Annotated in this window: 20 protein-coding genes and 1 tRNA gene; 7 read left to right on the top strand and 14 right to left on the bottom strand. The window is 41.5% G+C overall.

Features of this window, described 5'->3' with window-relative positions; all coding sequences use genetic code 11:
• Window positions 1–84: 84 nt before the first annotated feature.
• Window positions 85–162, bottom strand: a tRNA-Val gene (locus tag C900_RS25510).
• A gap of 513 nt (window positions 163–675) precedes the next feature.
• Between C900_RS25510 and C900_RS25505 the strand changes: the two genes are divergently transcribed.
• The gene (locus C900_RS25505; RefSeq protein ID WP_009583294.1) at window positions 676–1,179 is read left to right on the top strand and encodes an RNA polymerase sigma factor; all 504 of its coding nucleotides are present in this window, start codon (window positions 676–678) and stop codon (window positions 1,177–1,179) included.
• Window positions 1,169–1,750 (top strand): hypothetical protein, encoded by a 582-nt coding sequence (locus tag C900_RS25500; RefSeq protein WP_009583293.1) that lies wholly within the window; start codon window positions 1,169–1,171, stop codon window positions 1,748–1,750. Before C900_RS25505 ends, C900_RS25500 begins: the two co-directional genes overlap by 11 nt.
• A gap of 18 nt (window positions 1,751–1,768) precedes the next feature.
• Here C900_RS25500 and C900_RS25495 read toward each other — a convergent pair whose 3' ends face one another.
• From C900_RS25495 to mazG, 4 genes are all read right to left on the bottom strand, one after another.
• The gene (locus C900_RS25495; RefSeq protein WP_157494220.1) at window positions 1,769–2,587 is read right to left on the bottom strand and encodes a zinc-dependent peptidase; all 819 of its coding nucleotides are present in this window, start codon (window positions 2,585–2,587) and stop codon (window positions 1,769–1,771) included.
• A 1-nt stretch (window position 2,588) separates the two neighbouring features.
• Complete coding sequence (locus C900_RS25490) at window positions 2,589–4,136, bottom strand: glycine--tRNA ligase (protein WP_009583290.1); 1,548 nt, start codon at window positions 4,134–4,136, stop codon at window positions 2,589–2,591.
• Between the two features lie 25 nt (window positions 4,137–4,161).
• On the bottom strand, window positions 4,162–5,904 hold the full coding sequence (locus C900_RS29005) for a sensor histidine kinase (protein WP_009583289.1): 1,743 nt from the start codon (window positions 5,902–5,904) through the stop codon (window positions 4,162–4,164).
• A 107-nt stretch (window positions 5,905–6,011) separates the two neighbouring features.
• Entirely contained in the window at window positions 6,012–6,833 is an 822-nt protein-coding gene (gene mazG / locus C900_RS25480) for a nucleoside triphosphate pyrophosphohydrolase (protein WP_009583288.1), read from the bottom strand.
• A gap of 81 nt (window positions 6,834–6,914) precedes the next feature.
• On the opposite strand from mazG, the gene C900_RS25475 reads away from it, so the two are divergent.
• Complete coding sequence (locus C900_RS25475; RefSeq protein WP_009583287.1) at window positions 6,915–7,154, top strand: hypothetical protein; 240 nt, start codon at window positions 6,915–6,917, stop codon at window positions 7,152–7,154.
• Window positions 7,155–7,219: 65 nt separating this feature from the next.
• Here C900_RS25475 and C900_RS25470 read toward each other — a convergent pair whose 3' ends face one another.
• Entirely contained in the window at window positions 7,220–8,188 is a 969-nt protein-coding gene (locus tag C900_RS25470; protein ID WP_009583286.1) for a calcium/sodium antiporter, read from the bottom strand.
• Window positions 8,189–8,379: 191 nt separating this feature from the next.
• On the opposite strand from C900_RS25470, the gene glmM reads away from it, so the two are divergent.
• From glmM to C900_RS25455, 3 genes are read left to right on the top strand one after another with little or no spacing between them, the layout of a single operon-like run.
• The gene (glmM, locus tag C900_RS25465) at window positions 8,380–9,771 is read left to right on the top strand and encodes a phosphoglucosamine mutase (RefSeq protein WP_009583285.1); all 1,392 of its coding nucleotides are present in this window, start codon (window positions 8,380–8,382) and stop codon (window positions 9,769–9,771) included.
• Between the two features lie 9 nt (window positions 9,772–9,780).
• The gene (locus tag C900_RS25460) at window positions 9,781–10,929 is read left to right on the top strand and encodes a cysteine desulfurase family protein (protein ID WP_009583284.1); all 1,149 of its coding nucleotides are present in this window, start codon (window positions 9,781–9,783) and stop codon (window positions 10,927–10,929) included.
• Window positions 10,930–10,961: 32 nt separating this feature from the next.
• Entirely contained in the window at window positions 10,962–11,786 is an 825-nt protein-coding gene (locus tag C900_RS25455) for a sulfurtransferase (protein WP_040497562.1), read from the top strand.
• Window positions 11,787–11,894: 108 nt separating this feature from the next.
• Here C900_RS25455 and hemH read toward each other — a convergent pair whose 3' ends face one another.
• From hemH to C900_RS25435, 4 genes are all read right to left on the bottom strand, one after another.
• Window positions 11,895–12,914: a ferrochelatase gene (gene hemH, locus C900_RS25450; RefSeq protein ID WP_009583282.1), complete on the bottom strand. Its 1,020-nt coding sequence runs from the start codon at window positions 12,912–12,914 to the stop codon at window positions 11,895–11,897.
• A gap of 92 nt (window positions 12,915–13,006) precedes the next feature.
• Entirely contained in the window at window positions 13,007–13,516 is a 510-nt protein-coding gene (locus C900_RS25445; RefSeq protein ID WP_157494218.1) for a YqaA family protein, read from the bottom strand.
• 69 nt (window positions 13,517–13,585) lie between these two features.
• Window positions 13,586–14,752: a hypothetical protein gene (locus C900_RS25440; RefSeq protein WP_040497561.1), complete on the bottom strand. Its 1,167-nt coding sequence runs from the start codon at window positions 14,750–14,752 to the stop codon at window positions 13,586–13,588.
• A 20-nt stretch (window positions 14,753–14,772) separates the two neighbouring features.
• Window positions 14,773–17,406: a PAS domain S-box protein gene (locus tag C900_RS25435; RefSeq protein WP_009583279.1), complete on the bottom strand. Its 2,634-nt coding sequence runs from the start codon at window positions 17,404–17,406 to the stop codon at window positions 14,773–14,775.
• Between the two features lie 169 nt (window positions 17,407–17,575).
• Here C900_RS25435 and C900_RS25430 point away from each other — a divergent pair, with 169 nt between their 5' ends.
• The gene (locus tag C900_RS25430; protein WP_009583278.1) at window positions 17,576–18,787 is read left to right on the top strand and encodes a bifunctional alpha/beta hydrolase/OsmC family protein; all 1,212 of its coding nucleotides are present in this window, start codon (window positions 17,576–17,578) and stop codon (window positions 18,785–18,787) included.
• Here C900_RS25430 and C900_RS25425 read toward each other — a convergent pair.
• From C900_RS25425 to C900_RS25410, 4 genes are all read right to left on the bottom strand, one after another.
• On the bottom strand, window positions 18,784–19,416 hold the full coding sequence (locus tag C900_RS25425) for a class I SAM-dependent methyltransferase (RefSeq protein ID WP_009583277.1): 633 nt from the start codon (window positions 19,414–19,416) through the stop codon (window positions 18,784–18,786). The two genes, C900_RS25430 and C900_RS25425, sit on opposite strands and share 4 nt — an antisense overlap.
• A gap of 5 nt (window positions 19,417–19,421) precedes the next feature.
• Entirely contained in the window at window positions 19,422–20,258 is an 837-nt protein-coding gene (locus tag C900_RS25420; RefSeq protein ID WP_009583276.1) for a hypothetical protein, read from the bottom strand.
• An 88-nt stretch (window positions 20,259–20,346) separates the two neighbouring features.
• The gene (locus C900_RS25415; protein ID WP_009583275.1) at window positions 20,347–22,590 is read right to left on the bottom strand and encodes a carboxypeptidase-like regulatory domain-containing protein; all 2,244 of its coding nucleotides are present in this window, start codon (window positions 22,588–22,590) and stop codon (window positions 20,347–20,349) included.
• Window positions 22,591–22,628: 38 nt separating this feature from the next.
• The gene (locus C900_RS25410) at window positions 22,629–23,408 is read right to left on the bottom strand and encodes an outer membrane beta-barrel protein (protein WP_009583274.1); all 780 of its coding nucleotides are present in this window, start codon (window positions 23,406–23,408) and stop codon (window positions 22,629–22,631) included.
• Between the last annotated feature and the right edge of the window lie 924 nt (window positions 23,409–24,332).

Below are 24,332 nucleotides of genomic sequence, written 5' to 3'. Positions count from 1 at the left end.
CCCGATATCCGCTCCGCTACATCGGGACTGGCTTCTCGTCCTTTTACGGTTAAAGAAAAAAGCATAGACAAGCTATGCTTTGGATGGTGGGTCCTACTGGACTCGAACCAGCGACCCCCTGCTTGTCGAGCAGGTGCTCTGAACCAACTGAGCTAAGAACCCTTCGTACAAATTTAATAATTTAGTGATGATTCATAGTAGCACAGAAATAATTTTAAGATTTAGAAATCAGATATAAACCTTCCGACAGCATGAAAAGTCCTGAAATACAGGTCATTAATGACCAAACTCGGCGGAGGAAATCTCTCTTTCTGAGCTCAATTCACTGCTCCTGGAGCTGTTCATGGTTAATAGTCATTTGGTCGGATTTTAGAAACGCACCTGTCCCCGGCCCCTGTTCCGGGACCCCGCTGCGAAGACCTGCTACAGAAGGAAGTCTACGAAACTAACGATAGAATGGCGAAGAAAAAATCCGGTTCTTTGGATTTCCATAGCCTATAGAGCGGGGTTAGTCCGTTTGGCTCCTTCTTCTCAGGAGCCCCGGAATTAAATCCGGGGACTGACGGGGAGATTTTTTTGCGATTCTTCCGGCTTCCTACTTCCGACTCCCCACTCCTGACTATTTTTTTATATTTCTTGTAAGAAACACATCACTTTCCGGTACTAACCATTTAGATGACTGAACAACAACAGACTGAGACATTACAAAAATGGATGAAGGATCACCAGCCACTGTTCTTCAAAGTAGTGCGTGCGTATGCTTTCACTCGTGCTGATCAGGACGACCTCTTTCAGGAGGTGGCTATACAGGTCTGGCGTTCAATACCGGGTTTTAGAGAACAGTCCGCTGTTAGCACCTGGCTCTATCGCATAGCGCTCAACACTGCTATGAAGTGGACCAGACGCGAACTAAAGCACCGGCAAGGCACATATGACCATGTAGAGTACCTTTTACAGCAAAATATTCAACAGGAAGACAGCCGGTTGGCTTGGCTGTATGAACAAATTACTCACCTCAATGAAATAGACAGGTCGCTGACACTGCTTTTACTTGACGGGTTTAGCTATAAGGAGATGTCTGAAATACTAGGTATCTCGGAAAGCAATATTGGGATTAAGATCCATCGTATCAAGCAGCATCTCATCTCAAAATCTAAAGACTACAATAATGGAATTTGACGAAATAAAAAATATCTGGAACAAACAAAATAATGAAATGATGTATACCATTAATGAAGAAGTATTGCGCCAGCGTATTACCGCTAAGAAAAGAACGACCAGCCACATTGTGGATTTCAGTGAAAAGTTGCTGATCATTGTAAACATTGGTGCCGCAGGCTTTGTGCTCGGATTGGGGATAGTAAAAGCCAGCGGAAATGTTTTTACCTACACTTTGGCGGCTTTAATGTTTTTTACAGCGGGATATGTACTCGTAAAAAGACTGCAAAGAAAAAGATGGGAAAACCGCTTCGATCTGTCACTGCTGGGCGACCTCAACCATGCCATTGCCAATGCCAGTTACCAGGTAAAACTGTCTCAAGTGATGATCTGGTATGCAGCGCCTGTGGCAATACTGACAGCATTAAACCTGGGCTACAATGGAAAAGAAATGTGGATTGTGCTGCTGATCATAGGCTTTTTCGTCCTCGCCTTCCTTGCCTCAAGGATGGAGCATGGCATCTACGTCAATAACAAGAGAAAGCTGGAGGAGCTGAGGAATGTTTTGGAGGATAATGCAAGCAACAGGTGACCGGTGTGCTACAGACTTTTAGACTAACCTATACAACTCAACGGGATCCTGGTTCAGAAGCCGTGACAATGTGCCGTAAAGGTCCGGAATAGACTTCTTAAACTCCACTGGTTTTTCAAAAAAATATTCGAGTGCTACGGCAAAAAACTCGTGCTCATTAGTACCAGCATAGCTTCTGAAAAAATGTACTTCTTCATTCCTGATCTTGGGCAATTCCCGTGCAGTTATCTGCTCAAGTTCGGACAGACTCCGGCGATCGAGAAAATCAAATTCTTCATTTCTTATTCTGTTCTCAAAATGAATGGCATGGGCCATTTCGTGAATCCCTACATTCAGGGAGTCCGTAAGGTCTGCATATCCATCCACAAAGCTCTTCCAGGACAGAATGATCATACCCATTCGTGGATTGACTTCACCAACATGGTATTTCCAGGTAATCCTGGAGTAGTAGGAATCCGGGTAGATCAGGATCTTATCGAAGTGGGTGAGGTAGATCTGTGGCAGCCCAAAAGTAAGTTGGATTGCTGTTGCGGATATCAGTACCCTCATCTCATCTGTCACTTCTTTATACACACGAGGAATAAACTGCTTCGAATACATGAAACGCTGCACTCTTTTCTGAAAGCGCTGTTTATCTTCATAAGAGAGCAGGTTATAGTATGCGCAATACTTCCTCAGTATATTCTGATGATCAGCCGACAAAGGCTGGTATCGTTTCACAAACGCTCCGGTTTTGGAGTAAAAGAAAGTGAAAATATCTCTGAAAACAGAAAAAACGGCTATGACCAGCCCAAAAAGCAGAAGTCCTAGTAAAATGTATCCGAGGTTTGCCTCCAAATTACTGTATCTTTTTTAGCAAACCTGTCAGAGAAACCAACTCTTCTATTTTGTTTTTCAATTCGTTGATATGTATTCTCTCCTGCTGTGCAGAATCTCTATCGCGAAGTGTTACCGTGTTATCTTCTAACGTCTGATGATCCACAGTTACACAATAAGGCGTTCCAATTGCATCATGCCTTCTATAGCGTTTTCCGATAGTATCTTTCTCATCATATTGGCATTGGAAATCATACTTCAGCATGTCCATGATCTCCCGGCCCTTTTCTGGCAGGTTATCACGTTGTAGCAGTGGCAGCACAGCCAATTTACAAGGAGCCAGTGCAGCAGGAATTTTCAGTACAGTACGTTCACTGCCGTCCTCCAATGTTTCTTCGGTGTAGGCTATGGCAAGTATTGCCAGGAACATCCTATCGAGCCCGATAGATGTCTCGATAACATAAGGAATGTAGCTTCTATTCTCCTGATGATCAAAGAACTGTATTTTTTTGCCAGAATATTCCTCATGGGCTTTAAGGTCGAAATCCGTTCGGCTATGGATCCCTTCAAGCTCTTTGAAGCCCATAGGGAAGTTAAATTCTATATCGCAAGCAGCGTTGGCATAATGGGCCAGGTTCAGGTGGTCGTGAAACCTGTAATTCTCTTCTCCAAGACCTAATATTTTATGCCATTTGATCCTCTGCGCTTTCCAATGCTCGTACCACTTCATCTCTTCACCGGGCTTCACAAAGAACTGCATTTCCATCTGCTCAAACTCACGCATTCTAAAAATGAACTGACGCGCTATGATCTCATTTCTAAAGGCCTTACCTATCTGAGCAATACCGAAAGGCAGCTTCATTCTGCCCGTTTTTTGCACATTAAGGAAGTTAACGAATATACCCTGAGCCGTTTCGGGGCGCAGGTATATCTTATTCGCCCCCTCAGCCAAAGACCCAAGCTCTGTAGAAAACATCAGGTTGAACTGTCTGACATCAGTCCAGTTTTTCGAACCCGAAACAGGATCAGCTATTTCCAACTCTTCAATAAGTGTTTTGAGTTGGTTCAAGTTGCCGCTTTCAATAGCCGCCTTCATTTTACCGTTGATCATTTCGATCTGCTCCGTATACCGTAGTACACGCTCGTTAGTAGCCACAAACTGAGCTTTATCAAATTTATCACCAAAACGCTTCGCAGCCTTATCAACTTCTTTGTCAATTTTGGCTTCAATTTTAGCAATATGCTCCTCTATGAGCACATCTGCCCTGTATCGCTTTTTCGAATCCTTATTATCTATGAGAGGGTCATTAAAAGCGTCAACGTGACCAGACGCCTTCCAGGTGGTGGGATGCATAAAAATGGCAGCATCTATCCCAACAATATTTTCATTCATCTGGACCATGGCCTTCCACCAATAGTTCTTAATATTATTTTTTAACTCTACACCATTCTGACCATAGTCATAGGCCGCGCCCAGACCGTCATATATCTCGCTTGAAGGAAATACAAACCCGTATTCCTTGGCATGAGCCACTATTTTCTTTAATAAGTTATCGTCTTGATTTGCCATGGGCGCAAAGATAGTAAAATGATCTTTATGCGATACTGTCTTGTTGAATACTATCGTTTACATGATCAACCGGGATCCGTAATGTAAAGGTGGTACCCGACCCGATCACCGAATTAACTTTGATCTGTCCGCTAAGTTTATCAGCCATTTCTTTGGCTATGTAAAGGCCCAATCCTGAGCCTTCAGATCTTTCGTTAGCACGAAAAAACATTTCGAATATCCTATCCAGAAGCTCCGGATCAATGCCTTCGCCATTATCTGAAACAATTATTTCCAACCATCTGCCTGCTTGTCGCGCTGTGATATGTACATATGGATCTGCCTGATCAATGTTGTGATATTTTATGGCATTGGCAATAATATTATTAAGGATTATCTTGAGCCGACTCCTGTCTCCTATGAAAGTAATATCCTCTACCCCGTCACAAGTTATTCTTATTTGCTGAGATTGCTGAAAATATTGCAGATTGCTGATTGATTCCTGTACCAGGTCATTCAATACTACAGGCTCCTTGATCACACTTAGCCTGCTGTTTCTGGAATAATCAATAATATCAGCAATGAATCCATTTAGCGTATGAATCCGATCTTTCATCATATCGAGGCATCTTTTATGCTCATCAATATTCTCAGACATTCTGGTTATGTTGATTAAACCCAGAACTGAACTGAGCGGTGCACGCAGATCATGCGATGTGCTATAAACAAACCTGTCAAGTTCGGCATTGGTTTTTTCGAGCATCAGATTTTGCTCTTTCACCTTCTCCTCGGCCTGCTTTCTCTCTGTAATATCAATAATGGAACCCACCATGCGTGTTGGGCGTCCATTTTTATGCCATTGCGCCTGCCCGGTATCCAACACCCATATATATGAACCATCCCCTTTTCTGAATCTACACTCCACTTTAAAGGGAAGCCGCCACTTCAGATGATCCTCAAGGCGCTTTTTAAACAGTTCCCGGTCATCTTCATGAATTACCTGCAAAAAGCTGCTTCTGGTAAGATGCTGAACTTCGTCAAGGTCATAATCCAATAAATTGGCAAGGTATGGGGATATATAGAGCCTGTCATCACTGGCATTCCAGTCCCAAATACCTGCTCCGGATCCCTGTATGGCCAACTCAAAGCGCTTTTTGCTTATATTTAACTCTTCTGCCGTTTTTCTTAAAGCGCTTTCACTTTTAATGAGCGACCCTTCGGACTGACTGTTGATCCTCAACAAAAAACCAATCATAAAAATACAGGTAAGGCAACTGAGAATGAAATTAATGACAAAGTTGACATTGACGTTATTCTCAGGAAAATCGGTGGATGGTATAAATTCAAAATCATAGAAAAGAGACAAAAGAAAAAGGCCTATTGACAGTGCGGAAAACATATAGCTTTTTGTTCGTTCATCATAACCAAAAAGCGTAAACGCGCCTAATATACAGGGTATAAAAAAGACAAATGAACCTGTGCCATATAGCTCTATTTCAAATGTGGTGAATACGGCAATATTTCCGGTAAGAAGCACTATTACCTTAGCGGCAACATAAAATCCGTTCCGATTTAAAAAGAAAGATAGTAATGAAAACACCACAAGAAATACGTAAGTAAAGAAAGCCGTTAGTGAACCATTGATGAAGTCAAACAGGAAATAAAATATCCCGGCCGAGATGCATAGTGAAGATATTTGGCCAGTCAATATTACCCTTTTGTATAATGGCCAGGATTCAATATAATTATCCTTACCAATAAACAAATTTCTATAAAAAGAACGTTTCATAGACAACATTTGAGCTGGAAAAATACAGGAATTTATCAATAAAAGTAATTCAAAAAACCGGAAAAATTTAAATCAGCAGCAATGTACGGATCAAAAAATTAAAAGTACTATGTATGTTGCTTGGCTCTTTCCCAATATTCATCCATTTCTGCAAGGGTCATGTCGGCAATCGATTTTCCCTCTCTGGCAGACTCTGCCTCCAGGAATTGAAACCTCTTAATAAATTTCTTGTTGGTACGCTCCAGTGCCTCTTCAGGATTGATATCAACAAAGCGTGCGTAGTTGATCAGCGAAAACAGCAGGTCGCCAAACTCCTGTTGTGCCTTTTCTTTGTCAATAATCTCATCTTCTGCATTAAATTCAGCTTTAAACTCCCTCATTTCCTCCTCTACCTTCTGCCATACATGCCCTTTCTGTTCCCAATCAAATCCCACGCCACGCGCTTTTTCCTGGATTCGCATTGCTTTAACCAATGCCGGGAGAGATTTAGGCACCCCGCCTAATACAGATGTATTTTTATTCCCTTTCTCCCTGAGCTTTATCTTTTCCCAATTTTCCTTTACCGTTTGTTCATCTTCCGCCACTACATCACCATAAATGTGTGGGTGGCGCTCTATCAGTTTATTACACACACCATTAAGTACATCTGCCACATCAAAGGCATTCCGCTCAGAAGCAATACGGGCATAAAAAACATTATGCAACATCAGGTCGCCAAGCTCCTTTTTTACTTCGTCCAGGTCATTTTCAATAATGGCATCACTGAGCTCAAAAGTTTCTTCAATCGTCAGATGCCGCAGAGTTTCCAGTGTCTGCTTCTTATCCCAGGGGCAGTTTTCCCGTAGTTGATCCATAATGGTGAGCAGTCTGTCAAAGGCTTCAAGTTTGGCTTTTCTATTCGGATCCGGAGTAGTTTTTATGTCTGGCATTTCAATGACTTTTAGAAACTTTCGATACAGTACGCACGTTTTAATTATGAATAGCTAAATTTGCACAAAAATAAACAAACCATGACTACTTTATTAATAGGAATAGGCTTTGTGGCGCTTTTTTTCGGTTTGATGTCCGTTCGGCTGATCTTCTTAAAAAATGGACAGTTTAAAGGCACCTGTGCTTCTCAAAATCCTTATTTGAACAAAGACGGGGGTACTTGCGGATATTGCGGAAGGGATGTGTCTGCCGGTGAGGATTGTGGGAAAGCCGAGGTAGAAACTAATGAAGTAGACAAGGTGATATCAAAGTTCAAATAAAATAACCCCCGGTTTTAGATTGAACCATGCCTTAGCATTACTGCCTGTTTTATAGAAATAAGTGATTACCCTCTTCCTAGCAGGTATATAATGTATGCGATGTATACCAGGATGAAAAGTGCCCCTTCCCATCGTACAATACGAGCCCCCTTTCCTACAGCTACTGCAAAAAGCAGCAGAGCACTGGAGAAAATGATCATCATCACATCAGTATTGCTGGCAACATCAAATGGCAATGGTCGGATAAGCGCGCTCACCCCCAGTATCCATAACAAATTAAATATATTGGAGCCTACAACATTACCAACAGCAATGTCTGTATTTCCTTTCTTTGCGGCCACAGCAGAGGTTACCAATTCCGGAAGAGAGGTTCCTACAGCTATCACCGTAAGACCAATAAAAGTTTGACTCAATCCAGCCTCTCCGGCTATTTTTACCGCACCGTTTACGACCCATTCACCTCCAAAATATAGCCCCAGTAAACCCACCGCAATGAAAATTAATGACTTCTGCATTGACATACCTGGGCTTGATGCTGTTTCATCTTCGATACCTGCAGCCACATTACTTCGATGCACCACATAAATGTATCCCATAAATAGCGAAAAGAAAACAAGCAGAATGCCTCCATCCAGCCTGCTGAGCGTCAGGGATCTGAATTCTGAAAATAATGAAGCATTGGCTAAAAACCCGACTAAAAGAGTTGCCACCAGGGAAAAAGGGATTTCTGAAAAGTATATGTTTTTAGTAATGGGCAATGGCCGGATCATAGCACTTATTCCCAGGATCAAAAGAATATTGGCAATATTACTTCCGAAGATGTTTCCAATGGCTATTTCAGGATTTCCTTTAAAACTGGCCGTTATATTCACCAGGAGCTCAGGCAGGGAGGTGCCGAAAGAGACAATGGTAAGACCAATGATCATTTCAGATATATTGAGCCTTTTGGCAATTGCAGATGCACCATCCACCAACATATCAGCACCCTTAACCAGTGCCACAAAGCCGAGAGCGAATAGCAAATATGTAAGCATACTTCGTACTAAACCTTGAAATAAAACGGACCAATATACCTAATAAATAAATCTGAAAATGACATAGTTATAAAAATAATACAGTTGTCTGTGCCGGAGTAATAGTTTAACGGAAATAATGTTTGAATATTTTCGTCATATAAGCCTCAAAAAATTCATAAATTTGTACACGAAATAAAAGAGATAGAAAAGTGACGTTAATTAAATCAATTTCAGGAATAAGAGGAACAATAGGAGGGAAAGCAGGTGACAATCTTACCCCTATAGATATTGTCAAATTTGCTGCCGCTTTTGGCTCCTGGGCGCATAAGAAAACGGGGATCAAGAAAATTGTGGTGGGCAGAGATGCAAGAATATCCGGAGAGATGGCAAGCAACCTTGTTGTGAATACTCTCATAGGGCTTGGCCTCGATGTGGTAGACCTTGGGTTATCTACTACACCAACAGTTGAAATAGCTGTGCCTGAAGAAAAAGCTGCTGGCGGCATCATACTTACAGCGAGTCATAACCCAGTACAGTGGAATGCTTTGAAACTACTCAATGATAAAGGTGAATTCATCTCCGGCAACGATGGTGCAGAAGTGCTTGAGATTGCCGAAGCAGACAATTATTCATTTGCAGACGTGTTAGCACTGGGAAAATATCGTAAAGACAATACCTACATAGATAAGCATATAGACAAGATCGTTGAGCTACCTTTAGTGGATGTAGAGGCTATAAAGTCGAAAAACTTTAAGATAGCTATTGACTGTGTCAACTCTACAGGGGGAATAGCGGTACCCAGGCTTCTCAGGGCTCTTGGTGTAGAGAATATAAAAGAAATTTATTGTGATCCCAACGGGCACTTCCCTCATAATCCCGAGCCGCTGCCTGAGAATCTCAACCACATCTGCAACGAGATAGAAAAAGGCAAGTATGATTTAGGTATAGTAGTTGACCCGGATGTGGACAGGCTGGCCCTGATCCAGGAAGACGGCACCCCTTTTGGCGAGGAATACACACTGGTAGCAGTGGCCGACTATGTGCTATCGGCAAATAAAGGAAATACCGTATCCAACCTCTCGTCATCTATGGCATTGAGAGTAGTGACAGAAAAAAGAGGGGGATCGTATAGCTCGGCTGCTGTAGGTGAGGTAAATGTGGTAGAGGAAATGAAAAAAGTTAATGCTATAATAGGAGGTGAAGGAAACGGTGGCGTAATATACCCGGAGCTTCACTACGGTCGCGATGCACTGGTAGGTATAGCTTTGTTTTTAACGCATTTAGCAAAGTCAGGGAAAAGAGCCTCCCATTTACGTGGGTCTTATCCCAGCTACCACATTTCAAAAAATAAAATAGAACTCACTCCTCAGATCAACGTAGATGAGATACTGGAAGAAATTAAAAGAAAGTATGCTTCTCAGAAGGTGAACACCATTGATGGCGTAAAAATCGAGTTTGAAAGTGAATGGGTTCATTTGCGGAAATCCAATACAGAACCTATTATTCGCATTTATTCCGAATCAGATTCCGAAGCTACTGCCGAACACCTGGCTAATAAACTGATCTCCGACATTAAAGATATCATTACTGCTAAAGTATAAGAATTATTCATGAACGTTTATCTTGACAATGCCGCTACCACTCCTCTCGATCAAGAGGTATTCGAGGCGATGAAACCTTTTTTGCTGGAGCACTATGGCAACCCTTCTTCTATTCATTCGCATGGCAGAAAGGTACGATCTGCGATAGAATATGCCCGTAAGCAGGTAGCAGAATTGCTCAATGCCTCAACAGGAGAGATCTTCTTCACCTCCGGTGGTACTGAAGCTGACAATGCCATCATATGCAGCAATATAGATACCTACGGATTGAAGCATGCTATTACTTCTCGTATTGAGCATCACGCAGTGCTGCATACCATGGAAAATCTCGAAAAACAAGGCAAGATCAAGTTGAGCTATGTTGAGTTGGATGAGAAAGGACATGTTGTTTTTGAACACCTCGAGGAATTGTTGAAAAACAACAGCAGGTCATTGGTATCTCTTATGCATGCAAACAATGAGATTGGCAACATCAACGACCTCTCCGCCATCGGAGATCTCTGTGAAAAATATGATACCGTTTTTCATTCGGATACAGTGCAAACTGTAGGGCACTACAGACATGACTTAAAAAACCTTAATGTACATTGCATAACGGGAGCTGCTCACAAATTTCACGGCCCAAAAGGCGCCGGGTTTATGTACATAAAAAAGGACAGCAAGATTAGTCCCTACATCCACGGAGGCGCCCAGGAGAGAAATATGCGCGGGGGTACGGAAAATGTCTATGGAATTATTGGTCTGGCCAAGGCTTTAGAAATATGCTACCGCGATATGGAAGAACACCATAATTATATACAAGGCCTGAAAAACCGGATGATCGAAAAGCTTAAAAGAAGTATAGAAGGGATATCCTTTAACGGAGATTCCGCCAATCCTGAAAGGAGTTTATATACTGTTCTGAATGTATGCTTACCGGAATCACCGGATAACGACATGCTTCTGTTCACCCTTGACATCAATGGGATCTCAGCATCGGGAGGAAGCGCCTGCTCCAGTGGCGCCAGCACGGGCTCCCACGTTTTGGCCGGTATAAAAGCAGACCCTAACCGCGGTGCGGTGAGATTTTCCTTTAGCAAGTACAACCGGCCTGAGGAAATAGATTATACGGTGGAAAAGCTCGCTGAATTTTACAAACAAGTAGAGGCTGAGCGATGAGGGCTGAGAGCCGGGCGCAAAGTGTAAAGAAAATGATTGTCTCTTCACAGTGGCTCGATAAGAACCTAAACGATCCCAATCTGGTAATTCTCGATGCGAGTGAGAAGAAAAATAAATCAGGTGATAAAGCCGAATTGGGGGAAATACAGATTAAAGGAGCCCGGTGGTTTGATTTGGAAAATACGTTCAGTGACAAGAATAGCCTTTTACCTCACATGCTTCCTGTTCCCAAAGAGTTTGAAGATGAGTGTCAAAAACTCGGGATATCTAAAAATAGCAAAATTGTTATATATGATAACCTTGGGACATACTTTAGCCCCAGGGTTTGGTGGATGTTTAAAGCCATGGGGCATGAAAATATTTCCGTTTTGGACGGGGGTCTGCCTGCCTGGATAAAACAGGGGTTTGAAACCCAACCTGTTAAAGAAGAGAAGTATCACCCGGGTAATTTTAAATCCAATTTTCTGCCTGAGTTTGTAAAAGATGTCGATTTTGTAAAAAATAATCTCCTCTCTAAGGAGGCTGTTATCATTGATGCCAGATCGAGGGAGCGCTTTGATGGTATGGCTCCTGAACCTCGGGAGGGTTTAAGAAAGGGACACATCCCCGGGTCAAAGAATATTCCCTTTTCTACAGTACTCGACAATGGTTTTTTCAAGCCCAAAAGTGATCTGAAAAAAATTTTTAAAATGCTTGAGCCACAGGGAAAGCCATTGGTTTTTAGTTGCGGATCGGGAGTTACAGCCTGTATTTTGCTTTTAGCCAGTGAGTTAGCTGATATTAAAAATCAGAAATCAGTTTATGACGGATCGTGGGCGGAGTGGGGCCAGCCGGGGAGTTTGCCGGTTGAACAATGAACTGGTCTGGAAGGTTGACTGAAAACTGGTGCGCGTTTTAGCGATAGTGTAACGCGTGCCCTCTTCCAACCAACGCTCACCTTCCAGTCTTTTACCGAAACCTTATCATCATTTCCCCTCCACCAACTCCTTCAAACACTCCACCCAAATCGGGCTGTCATTAAGGCTTTCAACGAGCTGGACTTTCTCACCGCCATGCTTTTCAAATATCTCCTGGTATTCTTCTCCGATCTCAATAATCGTTTCCAGGCAATCGGCAGTAAAAGCAGGGGAGAATACTAATAACTTCTTTGCGCCTTCTTTGGCTTTTTGCTCTACAACTTTGTCTGAAAATGGCTCGAGCCACTCTTTATCGAGGCGTGATTGGAAGCACACCGTGTAGCGGCTTTCATCAAGATTCAGCCTTTCTGCTATTAACCGGGTAGTAGCATAGCAAGTAGCCTTATAGCAATATTGGTTTTCCTGTGTTATGGTGTGCTCGCAGTCACGGTCTGAACATAATCCGTCATTATACACCTTATCCACCTGCCTTACAGGCAACCCATGGTACGAAAATAATATATGATCGTAGTCGTTCAGGTTATATTTTGTGGCCCTTTCAACGATCCCGTCAATAAATTTTGGATGGTCGTAGTATTGACTAATAATTTTGAGTTCAGGTATCACCCACCATTTGCGAATTACCCTCATCACTTCATCAAGAGCTGAGCCGGTAGAAGCAGAAGCATACTGAGGGAACATCGGCAATACCACAATACGTGTATAATTGAGTTTCCTCATTTCCTCCAGAACAGCCGGAATGGAGGGATTTTTATATCTCATAGCCAGGTGTACAGTATAGTCACCACCAAGTGCATTATCCAATAGCTCCCGAACTTTTTCACTGTAGTAAAGCAATGGAGAGCCGTTTTCTGTCCAAACTAATTTGTAAACTTTTGCCGATTTTGGAGCTCTGAAAGGTACGATGATCAGGTTTACCAGCATTTTCCTCAATAGCCAGGGGATATCAATTACCCTTGGATCATTCAGGAATTGAGATAAGTAAGAGCGCACATCACCCACTGACGGGCTGTCAGGAGTACCTAAATTAATGAGCAAAACACCGGTTTTTCCTTTTACAGTATTCATTATCTATATTTTAATGCTGCAGGCAATAGCTTTTTCCTGATCATGCTGAAAAATAAGGAGCGGCAAAGGTAACGGTTAAATCGCTAATTGGCTTAAATATTTGCTTGATATATCACAAAGGAATATGCAGCAAACCTGAGCAGTCGGGTGGTGGCTATCAAAAGGAATTTGTAGAAGTTATACCCGGTGGCCCCTACCAACATGCAAATAGCAGAAAAAGGCAAGGGGGTAATGGCTGCGACAAAGATCAGAAAACCTCCGTACCGGTTTAATGTATTTTGATACCGCTTGATATATCGCTTAAAAATATTCCGAAATATACCAACGTTTTGCAGGTGCGTACCAATGAAGTAACCCAGAACTCCGGCTGAATAAGAAATAACAGCCAGCAGCGATACATTGAGACCATACCACTCAAATGCTCCGCTCTTTGTCGACCATATCATAAATAATTCAGGAGGGATAATGCCAAAGATCACCTCTGATAGAATAAAGACTGTATATACAATCACCGGCCATTTGCCAATATGATCTATGAAAACGTCAAATGCAGTATACTTTTGAAGGAATATATAGGCTATCACAATCACAGTCAGAGCCATAAGCCCTTTGAGCAAATTTTTTAAAAGAAATCTAGACCTAAAATTCCACCAACCCATCATTAAGAGCTTTTACTGTACCGGACAGCGTTTAAAGGGCTTGCTTTCATCAAAAAGTTTCCTGTAGGTAATATGCGTTTTCACAATATCACCACCCACCTGCTCTACGACTCTGATCATTTTAGGGTTAAAATCACCAATCCAGTTCATCTCCAGATCATCATAGCGCTGGTAGTCCTTCTGCACCATTTGAGCGGTAGCCATTACCAGTGCCCCTTCCAGTCCTTTACCCTGATGCTCCGGCACTATGCCGAATACAAGACCCAGCATTTTATTGCAACTCTTGGTATACTTATGCCATAGAAACTTTAGTTTTCCGATCAGATCCAGCTTCCCATTAACATGTTTAAATATCTGATTTACCTCTGGCAGGTTAATATAAAAGGCAACCGGCTCATCATTGTAGTACCCGTACCAAATGATCTTTTCATCAATAATAGGCTTCATCTGCCTGATCACATTTTTTGCCTGCAGAGATGACATCTCCGCGACACCTTTATGCCTGGCCCAGGCTTTATTGTAGACAATACGAAAATCCTCCGTGTACTTGTCAAGTTTACCTATCTCCAGATGGCGAAAAGTGTATCCCGGCTCTTTCATCACCTTTTCAGCTTTTTCCATCAGCCGGGGCGAGAAGGGATCCCGTACTTTACGACCAAAAGTGAACTGCTTAAAGTACACCTGAAATCCATAGGCTTCAAATAATTCCTGGTAATACGGAAAATTATAGTTGCAGCAATAATTGGGTTCTATATGAAAACCATCTACCAGCAGGCCCCACCACTTATCTCTCTCTCCAAAATTCACAGGACCATCCATAGCCTCCATGCCTTTGCTTTCCAGCCATTTCTTTGCTGTGTCAAAAAGCAAAAAAGCAGCATCCTTGTCATTAACACATTCAAAAAAACCTACCCCTCCTGTGGGTTGATCATTGTCTTTGCTTACGGTCTTTTTATTTATAAAAGCTGCAATCCGCCCAGCGGGCTCTCCTTTAGCATCTATGACCAGCCAACGAATACATTCACCATGGCGAAAAGTTTTATTCTTGTCAGGGTCAAATACGTTATCTATATCTTTATCCAGTGGCCTGATCCAGTTTGGCTCGTTTTTATATAGCTTTACCGGAAGGGCAATAAATTTTTTAGAAAGGGCTTTTGAGTTTACCTCTATAACTTGCATCATACCGCAATAATAAGAGATTATTTCTCATTTTTGAGCTTTAGCCACTCTTCTTTACGGTTTGGAATAGTGATATTAAAAAAGGTACCAATTCCTGGTTTGCTGCCTACACGAATTTTACCACCCAGTTTCTCTATAGCATTTTTAACGATGTACAACCCTATTCCCGAGCCTTCTGAGTATTCCGTGGCCCGATAAAACATCTCAAATACTTTAGGCAATGTCTCCTTCTCAATGCCTATGCCATTATCTTTGAATTTTATTACTGCTGATCGTCTCGTAACCACTATATCTATCTTAACGAAAGGATTATCTATATCCGGGTTAAGGTACTTGATCGCATTGGATATCAAATTTCTAAAAATCTCATTGATCCGCCATTTGTCGCTGAAAAAAGGTTGATGAGAGATGTTTATTTCCTTATGTACCTTATTGGCTTTTGGCAGATAACTCAGGTCCATAAAACAGTTATCAATTACCTGCCTGAAATCAATTGGATCGATCGTGATGGCCAGTTTCAGGTTTTTAGAATGACTTAACACGTCATTGATGAAGTGGTCTAACTGCTTTACCCGATTTTCAATTAGACCTATGTACTGATGAAGATCGTCATCATTTTCCTGGTGATGCGCCAAATTCACAAGACCTAATATAGAAGATAATGGAGCCCTCAGATCATGAGACACTTTATACACAAAGTTGTCCAGTTCATTATTCCTGACCTGAAGCTCATTTTCAGCTTTGGTTCTGTCCGTAATGTCAACATAGATGCCGTAAATACCGATGGTCCTGTTATCAAAAGTCACCGGCACCCCATATATGATCACCGGCACAAGGCTGCCATTCTTATGGTTTCTTTTGGATTCCAACATGGCCACTTTCCCGCTAACGGTAAGCATATTAATATCCATAGCCTCTTGCCGCATATCTTTCGGCACCAGTATATTATTGAGCTGATTGCCAATGATCTCCTCTTCGGAAAAGCCAAACATATCTTTAAACCCCTGGTTCATCTTCATTACCTGATGCTTCTCGTCAAGTAATACAATGCCTAAAGGGGAGTTTTCAAACAACTGAGTGAACAACTGCTCATTTCTCTGGATAAGGATCTGCGTTCTTTTCTTCTCATTTATATCAAGATAGGTGCCCGAAGCCTTTACTACATTGCCCGTTTCATCGCGCTTTACCGCCCTGCCTTTGTCCAGTATCCAACGATACTCTCCGGTTTTCATTCTAAACCGGTACTCGACTTCAAAATACTCCGACTTTCCAAGAAAATGGTCGTTCAGTTGCTTTTTAACATTCGGCAGGTCATCAGGGTGAATAAGCTTCTCCCAGTCATCGAATTTTAACTCTAATTCATAATGATCATATCCAAACTTAGATGCCCATGCCTTATTAAAAATGGTTTTATATCCTGTCAGATCCCATTCCCATAGTCCGAGGTCAGCGCCCTGGAGTGCCAGTTGCAGGCGCTCTTCAGTGATACGGTACCTTTTCTCAACTTCTTTCTTTTCTGTAATATCAAGAAGTAGCCCATACCGGATAACGGTTCCGTCTTTTTGCCGTGCCGGACTGGACTTCCCTTCTATCCATTTTTCCCGGCCTTCAATGATAATTCTACCCTCCCATTGCCATTCCGAATTTTTATCCTGAGAATTGACGGAAGAAGATAAGAACCCTTCAAGGTCATCAGGGTGAACCAGTTCATTGATAACACCTGCATCATGCATAATCTCCTCCGGCGAAAGCCCAAACATCTCATTACACCCCTGGCTGATATATCTGAATCTTGAATTCCCGTTGGCATTTTCCTCAAATTCATAAATAACCCCCGGCAACCCCAGTGTAAGCAGTTGAAACTTCAAATGAGTATCTGTCAATATTTCCTCAGCCTGCTTTTGAAAAGTGACATCAGACAAAACCAGCACCACTTCCTCAACTTCATCGCGCTCATCTTTCACGGAAAAAATATGCCCTTTGACATACTTCTTGCCACGCAAACCCAACATCCGTAAGGACGCTGTTTCATAAGGATTATATGCAACTGGAGGTATCTCTGCAGTCTGCCCGGTAAACCCTTTCTGTATAAAGGGCATAATACCAAGCTCAAGCAACTGTTCATCAGCGAAAATGTTGTAGGTGCTAAGTACAATTTCAGCCAATTCTTTTTTTGCTCCCCAAAGCTGATTATAAGCCGGATTAAAATATTTGGGTCGGCCATCAGGTCTGAATATGGCTGTTGCGATAGGTGATTCGGAGATCAGAGATTTAAAGCGGCTGGATACTTCCTCGATATCAACCGTGCGAAGAAGCACCATGCAAAGTTTATCCATATCAGGTACTCCTGATGGAGAAAAACTTAGCTTAACATGGACAACACCTCCTTTTCCAATACTGTATATCTTTTCTGAAGCAGTAGGTTTGGAGTCAAACGCCCGCTGCACCGCTTCTTTAAAGTAATTGTCCGAAAATTCAGGAATAACCTTACCAACCGGCTTATCTAATGCGAGGGTTTTAGACACCTTGAGCATCTGCTCCACTTTCTTATTCCATGCAACTAGTTTTAAGTGGCTATCGAGCATAAAGATCGCATCGGCATTCTCCTCTATAAGCTCATTGATAAAGAAGCGATCTGTACTAAGTTGACTCATATCCGGGCATCAGAAAATATTTCCATATTAACTCTACAAGGTAGCTTTTTCTTCATGCAGATTCAAGGTGCTTGTAAGTAATTTGTTAATTAGGAACAGTTTTGTTAACAATACGACAATATAAAACTACAAATCTAAACAAATTGAGGTTTAACCAGTTATTGTAGCGATGAATTCTCAACGTATCACCTTTTATAATGACCAGGGCGTAGAACTTTCTGCCAAACTGGAAATGCCTGCTGACAACGATCCGGTAGCCTACGCTATTTTTGCTCATTGTTTTACTTGTTCAAAAAATTTCTCTGCAGTTGTAAACATTAGCCGAACGCTTTCGCTCAATCATATCGCAGTACTGAGATTTGACTTTACCGGTCTTGGAGAAAGTGAAGGCGAGTTTACCGGCACGAATTTTTCATCAAATATCAGCGATCTTGTAGCGGCTTATCACTTTCTGAAAGACAACTATCGACCCCCTTCCATTTTGATCGGTCATTCCCTTGGTGGCGCTGCTGTTTTGGCAAGCGCCACAGAAATGGATAATGTAAAAGCGGTGGTCACCTTAGGGGCTCCTGCCGACCCACTACATGTAAAAAATCTTTTTCAGGAAAGTCTGGATTTAATCAAAGAAAAGGGAGAGGCTACTGTAAATATTGGTGGAAGGCCTTTTACCGTAAAAGAGCACTTTCTCCATGATTTGGAAGTAGCAAATATGCCACGAGCTCTTAAAAGCATGAATAAGGCGCTTCTGATCATGCATTCTCCCCATGACGAGGTGGTTGATATTGACAATGCCAGACAATTATACCAGGATGCACGGCATCCTAAAAGCTTCATTACGCTGGATGGTGCCGATCATCTGCTATCCAAAAAAGAAGATTCACTTTATGCTGGCAATATGATCGCCTCGTGGGTAACACGCTATATCAAAATCCCTAAAAAAGAACCCTTATCAACAGATAAGCAGGTCTTGTGCCGAACGGGTGACGAGGGCTATACTACCCAAATTCAAGCAGGCGACCATTCACTGTTGGCTGATGAGCCGGAAAAATTGGGGGGAAATGACTTAGGCCCTACTCCCTATGACCTGCTGATAGCAGGATTAGGTTCGTGTACCAGCATTACACTCCGCATGTACGCTGATCGCAAAAAATGGCCTTTGGAAGAAGTTAAGGTACATTTACAACATAATCAAATACATGAGAAAGACTGTGAGTCAAGTGAGGATGCCAATGCAAAAATTGATCACATCGAAAGGGAGATCGAATTAATTGGCGAGCTAAGCTCCGATCAACGACAACGGCTAATGGAGATTGCAGATAAGTGTCCAGTACATAAAACTCTTCATGGCAAAATAACCATTAACACAACCCTGGCGGGCTAAGGTGTCAATGGTTTTACAAAAAGCCAGCTTTTGATCATGCCGTGGTAAAACTGCCTTTCGCTGGCTTTTGACATTTTCATTGCTACTAATTTTGTAGCATAATCCTGAAGACAATCAGCCTCAATTTGTGTGGTAAGCCGGAAAAATACGTACATTGCCCTTACAAGCGCCTTTTGCCAATACTTATCTGTATTGACAAAATCTGTTACAAGCCATAGTCCATTGGGTTTCAGCAAGGTGTATAAGCCTTTAAGCACCCTATCCAAATGCTCCTCTTTGAAAAGATCCAGAAAAAAGTTAGTGATCAGAATGTCATATTCCTTCCCGGCAGAAACTCCATCATATCCAGCAGATATAAAATCAACATGAATGTATTTAAAAGGCTGCCGTTTCATGGCTCTGCATATCATAGCTGAAGACGGTTCCACATAGGTGACAGCAAGCGCCATTTTCAACTGATCTAATTCTTCAAGTATCCATCCTGTACCACCACCAACGATCAATATATGTGATCCCGGCTGAACGGCCCTTAAATGACAGACCTGAGCATATATAATTGACCGGCCAAATACCAGTCCGGCGAGCTTATCGTATATAAAAGCTACCGTATTAAAATTACCTTTATTCACCTTGTTCAGTTAACCAGGATACCAATAAGTGGCACTAAAAATATGGCGTCACCAACTATTCTGTATACCTCCATTTTAATAAAATAAGTTCGCAGAAATACTACACCGCCCAAGAGAGCTACCATCAGCGCAAGTATCTCTTCAAGAGAACGTAAATCCGGTTGGAAGCAAAGTGTTAATGTAATTAAGAGCTGAATTACAATAAAGATCCTCAACAACAAAATTGCCCTGCCTTCTCCTATTAATCTTGCTAATGATGGAAAGTCGTCCTTTTCGTCAGAATGTATCTCAAAAACGGCAAAGGTAAGTAGATTGGTAAACGCCAGCAGGGTAAATTGGGAGAATATCAAAAGGATATTCATATTTAATGCACCTTTAAAGACACTCAACGGGGCAAGCATGATCCCAGCAGCATACAAAAGTGCGATCATGATTTCCTTATGATATACAGCCTTCAGTTTCATCAAGAAGAGCATAAAAAAATACGCAATGACCAAACAAGCCAGGGCCGCCCCCCAGACAACCGTTGATACTGGCACCTGAAACATAAGAAAAGCTGCAAAAAAAAGTACTGCTATTGAAGTCAGGGTAAGCTCTTTAAAGTATACCTGATGAAAGCGATGACGTGAGGTGCTCGCAAGGCAACCGACCTGCTTCGCATCATTAAGATGGTCAAAAGTATATATCAGCCATACCGTCAATCCAAGCAGGGCAATTGATTCCCAATAAAGCTGCACATTTAAAAGGTCAGCAATGAAATAAGAGCTTATGCAGGCTCCTGCCACCACATCGAGGCTAAGGATGTTGAGGTATTTAAGCACGCAAAGTATAGATTTGACCATAAGTGCAATATTAAATTAAATACCTCTACCATAAAAAAAGCCGGACTTTTATGTAGCCCGGCCTTCTTGTTAACAGTTCGAATAAAACTTAATTTATATTAACTTGTCTGTCCCCAGTTCCATAGTTAATATTTCTTACATATGTTTCTCCTGTTTTTACGTTTACAGAAGTTCCATTAGTTGAGTAAGGCACATAGTTATCCATATTTAAATTCTGCAAATAACCTGATCCTCCGTCTGTTATAAGATAATTCCCATTCCAGCTAACTTCAGATGCGCTAGAGGCACTTGTAAAGCCATAAAGATCAATAGCAGCTCCTGATCCTGGTGCGCCATCAATGGTCATAATTGTTACATCAAACTTCTGATCATAGCCGTCCCCGGTGTTAATCGAATACAAGCTCGTCACTTGACCTTCGCTGCCGATATTAACTAATGCATAAGCAGGCTCAACATTAATTTCTTCGACAATTGGCCTCGGTTCAACAGCACTTTGATAGAACGTTCTATAGGTTGCTGTTTGATCTTCAAAAATAACGTCTCCGGCAGAAACGTCTAAGAAGTCCATAAAATTGTCGAATACCATTGCTCCAACTGACGGCATCTTATAGCTCAGATCCGATAACTGAGAAGATGCTCCGTTATTAGCAGGAGTATATTCATACAATACTGCTTCAGGTAACATTGTATAATCTGAAGTATTTCCTGAATTATCTAATTGAATTGTCCAGGCCGTTTCAAAAGCTAATACATTCATTACTGCCTGTGATGTTGCTCCACCACCGGAAAACGAAATAGAAGGGTTTGTATAATTATCACCTCCATCTACTAAATCAAATTCATAAACTTGTCCAAATGATGTGGATGTTACATCAAGAATAGCATTGGTTGTTCCAGTTTGAGAAATCAATTTGATAGCTCCAACGCGATCAAATATCACCTGTGGACTTTGAGAATCAAAATATACATCCTCATTTGAAATGGCTTCTGCCAGAGCGGTGTTAACTGCTGCCTGGGTAATAGCTCCTGAACCATCAGTTTCCACTTGCAAGATTCCACCTGATTTATAAACATCATCATTGGTAGTTCCATCAGGCAACACTTCATCATAAAATAAATCGAATGTGATCGTAGAATTCGCTGCAAAACCAGACCCGGCATCTGAAATAGTTAACCCATCAATTGCAAAATGAATATATGCCTCTGCATACGCACCAGTACCTGTAGCATCTGTAATTGTAACACTCGGTGAAGACGTATATCCGTTGCCAAAGCTGGTAACCTGATAAATTACCCCTCCAGCATCATATTTACTTGTAACATTATCATAGATGTCCCAATCAAACTCATTATTCAGAGATTCTCCGATGCGCTCAAAAGTTAAAGATAAGCCTCTACCAGCAGATGGAGGAGTCGGAAACTGGGCATAAGCACCCGCTACATTAGGAATTGTTGTTTCATAGCCATATTGATAAGATGGACCATAGAATGTTTCAATCTCTATGTATTCAGGCACTGCCAAGGATTCCCCATTTACTCCATTCACTGCAATTCTCTGTGTTGCTGTGATGTTGGGGACCAGCAGGTTAACGTAGAGGCCTCCAGCGGTTGCGGGAACTACCATTGTGTATTCACCAGTAGTATTATCTACATCAGCCACGCCAAATGCGGTGTTGCCATTAACGGTGTATTGGGTTACAGTAATGCCACCAGCAGTGCTTATAACAGCATAGTCATCAAAATTAGCCTTGATCTGAATACCTTGAGGAACTTCACTAGTAGAGTTTGTAACGTCCGTCTCAATGGTCACCTTCCCGGAGATAGTAGCTGTTGATCCCTGTGCAGCATCAGTAGAAAACATAGCCACAACTGCAGAAGTATTAACAGGAGTTGGTACAACATTACCATCAATGATGGTATAATTTCTACCGTATTCCAAAGTTCCAAAATCGATGTTCAAAGTTGAACCTATAAAACCAGCTTTCGCAAGAGAAACAGTAGCTCCGCCAACTGGCACCTGCGGAAAGTTAGCAACCCCATTAGCATCAGAAGTAACCTCCAATGTCTCTCCCTTTAAATGGCTCAACAAGGTCACAGTAGCTCCCTCAACAGGCTGGCTATTATCACTTTGTATCGTGATAGAAAAACTCAATAATTCCCCTGCTTCGTTCAGCGCTCGTAATTGTCTCTGAGCATTTAGGGAATCGGCCTCCTCAGCCAACTGCACTTGTAATTTCAGAAGATCTTCCTCTGAAAAATCATCATTACATGAAGTACCTAAAAAAATAAATACCCCAAATAAAGCAAATAGTAGATTTTTTGCATTCTTCATTGTGTATCGTAGTTAAATTTATTACTTGTTAAAAAGGATTAAAATATGCTATAGGAAACGTTAATGTTAAAAGTCTGAGAGAACAATCTATCAGTAGTTTCTGGAAGTCCCAGGTTAACTTCATTCAGATTGGTGATGCCCCTTTGGTACCTGAATTCTGTTGTGAATATTTTGCCATTGCTCAGATTGTAATCAACAGCAAAACCACCATGAATGGCTATATTGTGTTTGTAGTAGTCAGCGCTAACATTTTCTTCCTGATTGGACAGTAGAAATCTGCTGCCGTTCTCAAAATAGAAGAGCTTATCATGCTGTTCAAAGACAGCAAAATTATATGAGTAGCTCGCTCCTATAATAAACTTAGGCTCAATTGCCGAACCTGAAAGTTCTGGCAGTCCCAATCGTATGGAAACAGGCACCTCAACACTATGAAGTAAAACGGACCGATTGAGAGCGGTGACCGAAGTTATAGGCCCGTCAATATCTCCTGCACTCCAATCCGGGCCAGGCACACCATAGAAACTTCTGTTAAATTCGTGCCGACCTCCGCCCTTAAGACTGTAAACGATCTCACCCTGCACCTGTAGGAATTCTAGTAACTGATACCTAAAGTATCCACCTGCGTTACCTCCTAAGGTAGTACCTGGCTGAGTAAACGAATTAAAGTTAACACCGGCCTTAGCTCCTATGATATAGTCACCTATGTCGATTCCGCTGTTTTGTTCACCTTGCGCAAGCAGGTGACCCGAACAACCCATAAATGCCAAACATAAGAAGCTTATAACCAGATGCTTCTTTCTTGTAAAATTTGCTTTCATAAATTGCATCTCATGATTAATGAAAAAATATAACTATATATATAAATTAAATAAAATTAAAATCAAATTCAAATGTATTACAAAAATCAATAGCTTCAAAGAAATAAAATGATTTTTATTTTTGCTATAATATTAATTGCTAAAAACTATATTAATAGAACTAATGACTAAAATGTAACCACATTCTTTTTAACAAATATCCTTTTGCAAAAATGAACTATTGCAAAATTTTTTATAACCAAAAAGAACGAAAACTATGAATTATCCAGCCAAAACTTACACCCTTGCCTGATCATGCTGATATATAGTGCTTTAAGAAAGCCCCAGTGACTTTAAGAAAGTGTGAAGGTCAAACTCGCCTGCGCATAGTCGCTTTGGTAGAGCAAGGGCTTGTGCCTACGCACCGAATCATTAAGGTTCTTAGCCAGGGGGAAGCTTGACTAGTTTCGACCCATGCCACCATACCTTAACTTGGCCTTCCAACTCTTCAGAACGTGATGTTTTATTTGCTGTTAACCGAGAAGTTGTAAGCTCGGTGAGTGCTTATTAAGGTGTCAGATGGTTTTTGAACCGCTCAGACACCGGGGCTATTTTTTGGACTAATAAAGGTCAAGAGTGAAAGTCAGTAATAGATAACGTGAGTTCGACATAAACAAAACTGATTAAAGGTGTACATATCAGGAAAACCGAGCAAAGAACCTCTATTGAAGGTCATAGGAAGATCCTTCCTCACGTACCAATTGACAAGTTTTCATACATGCTGATAATCAGATGATAGCATCTTATTGCTCAGTTTGTGCTTTTGCCTCTATTTGTACTTTTCATAGCATATGTCTTACTTTTTTGTTCCCCGAAAGCATTAAAGCATTCGGGATAACAAAAAAAGTCAAGGCTGTGAGTAAATGGCTAAATTTCAATGCCTGC

The sequence above is a fragment of the Fulvivirga imtechensis AK7 genome (assembly GCF_000331535.1).
Classification (GTDB): Bacteria; Bacteroidota; Bacteroidia; order Cytophagales; family Cyclobacteriaceae; genus Fulvivirga; species Fulvivirga imtechensis.
Note: the sequence above shows the minus strand (reverse complement) of the source record. Positions and strands in the feature narration are given on the sequence as shown.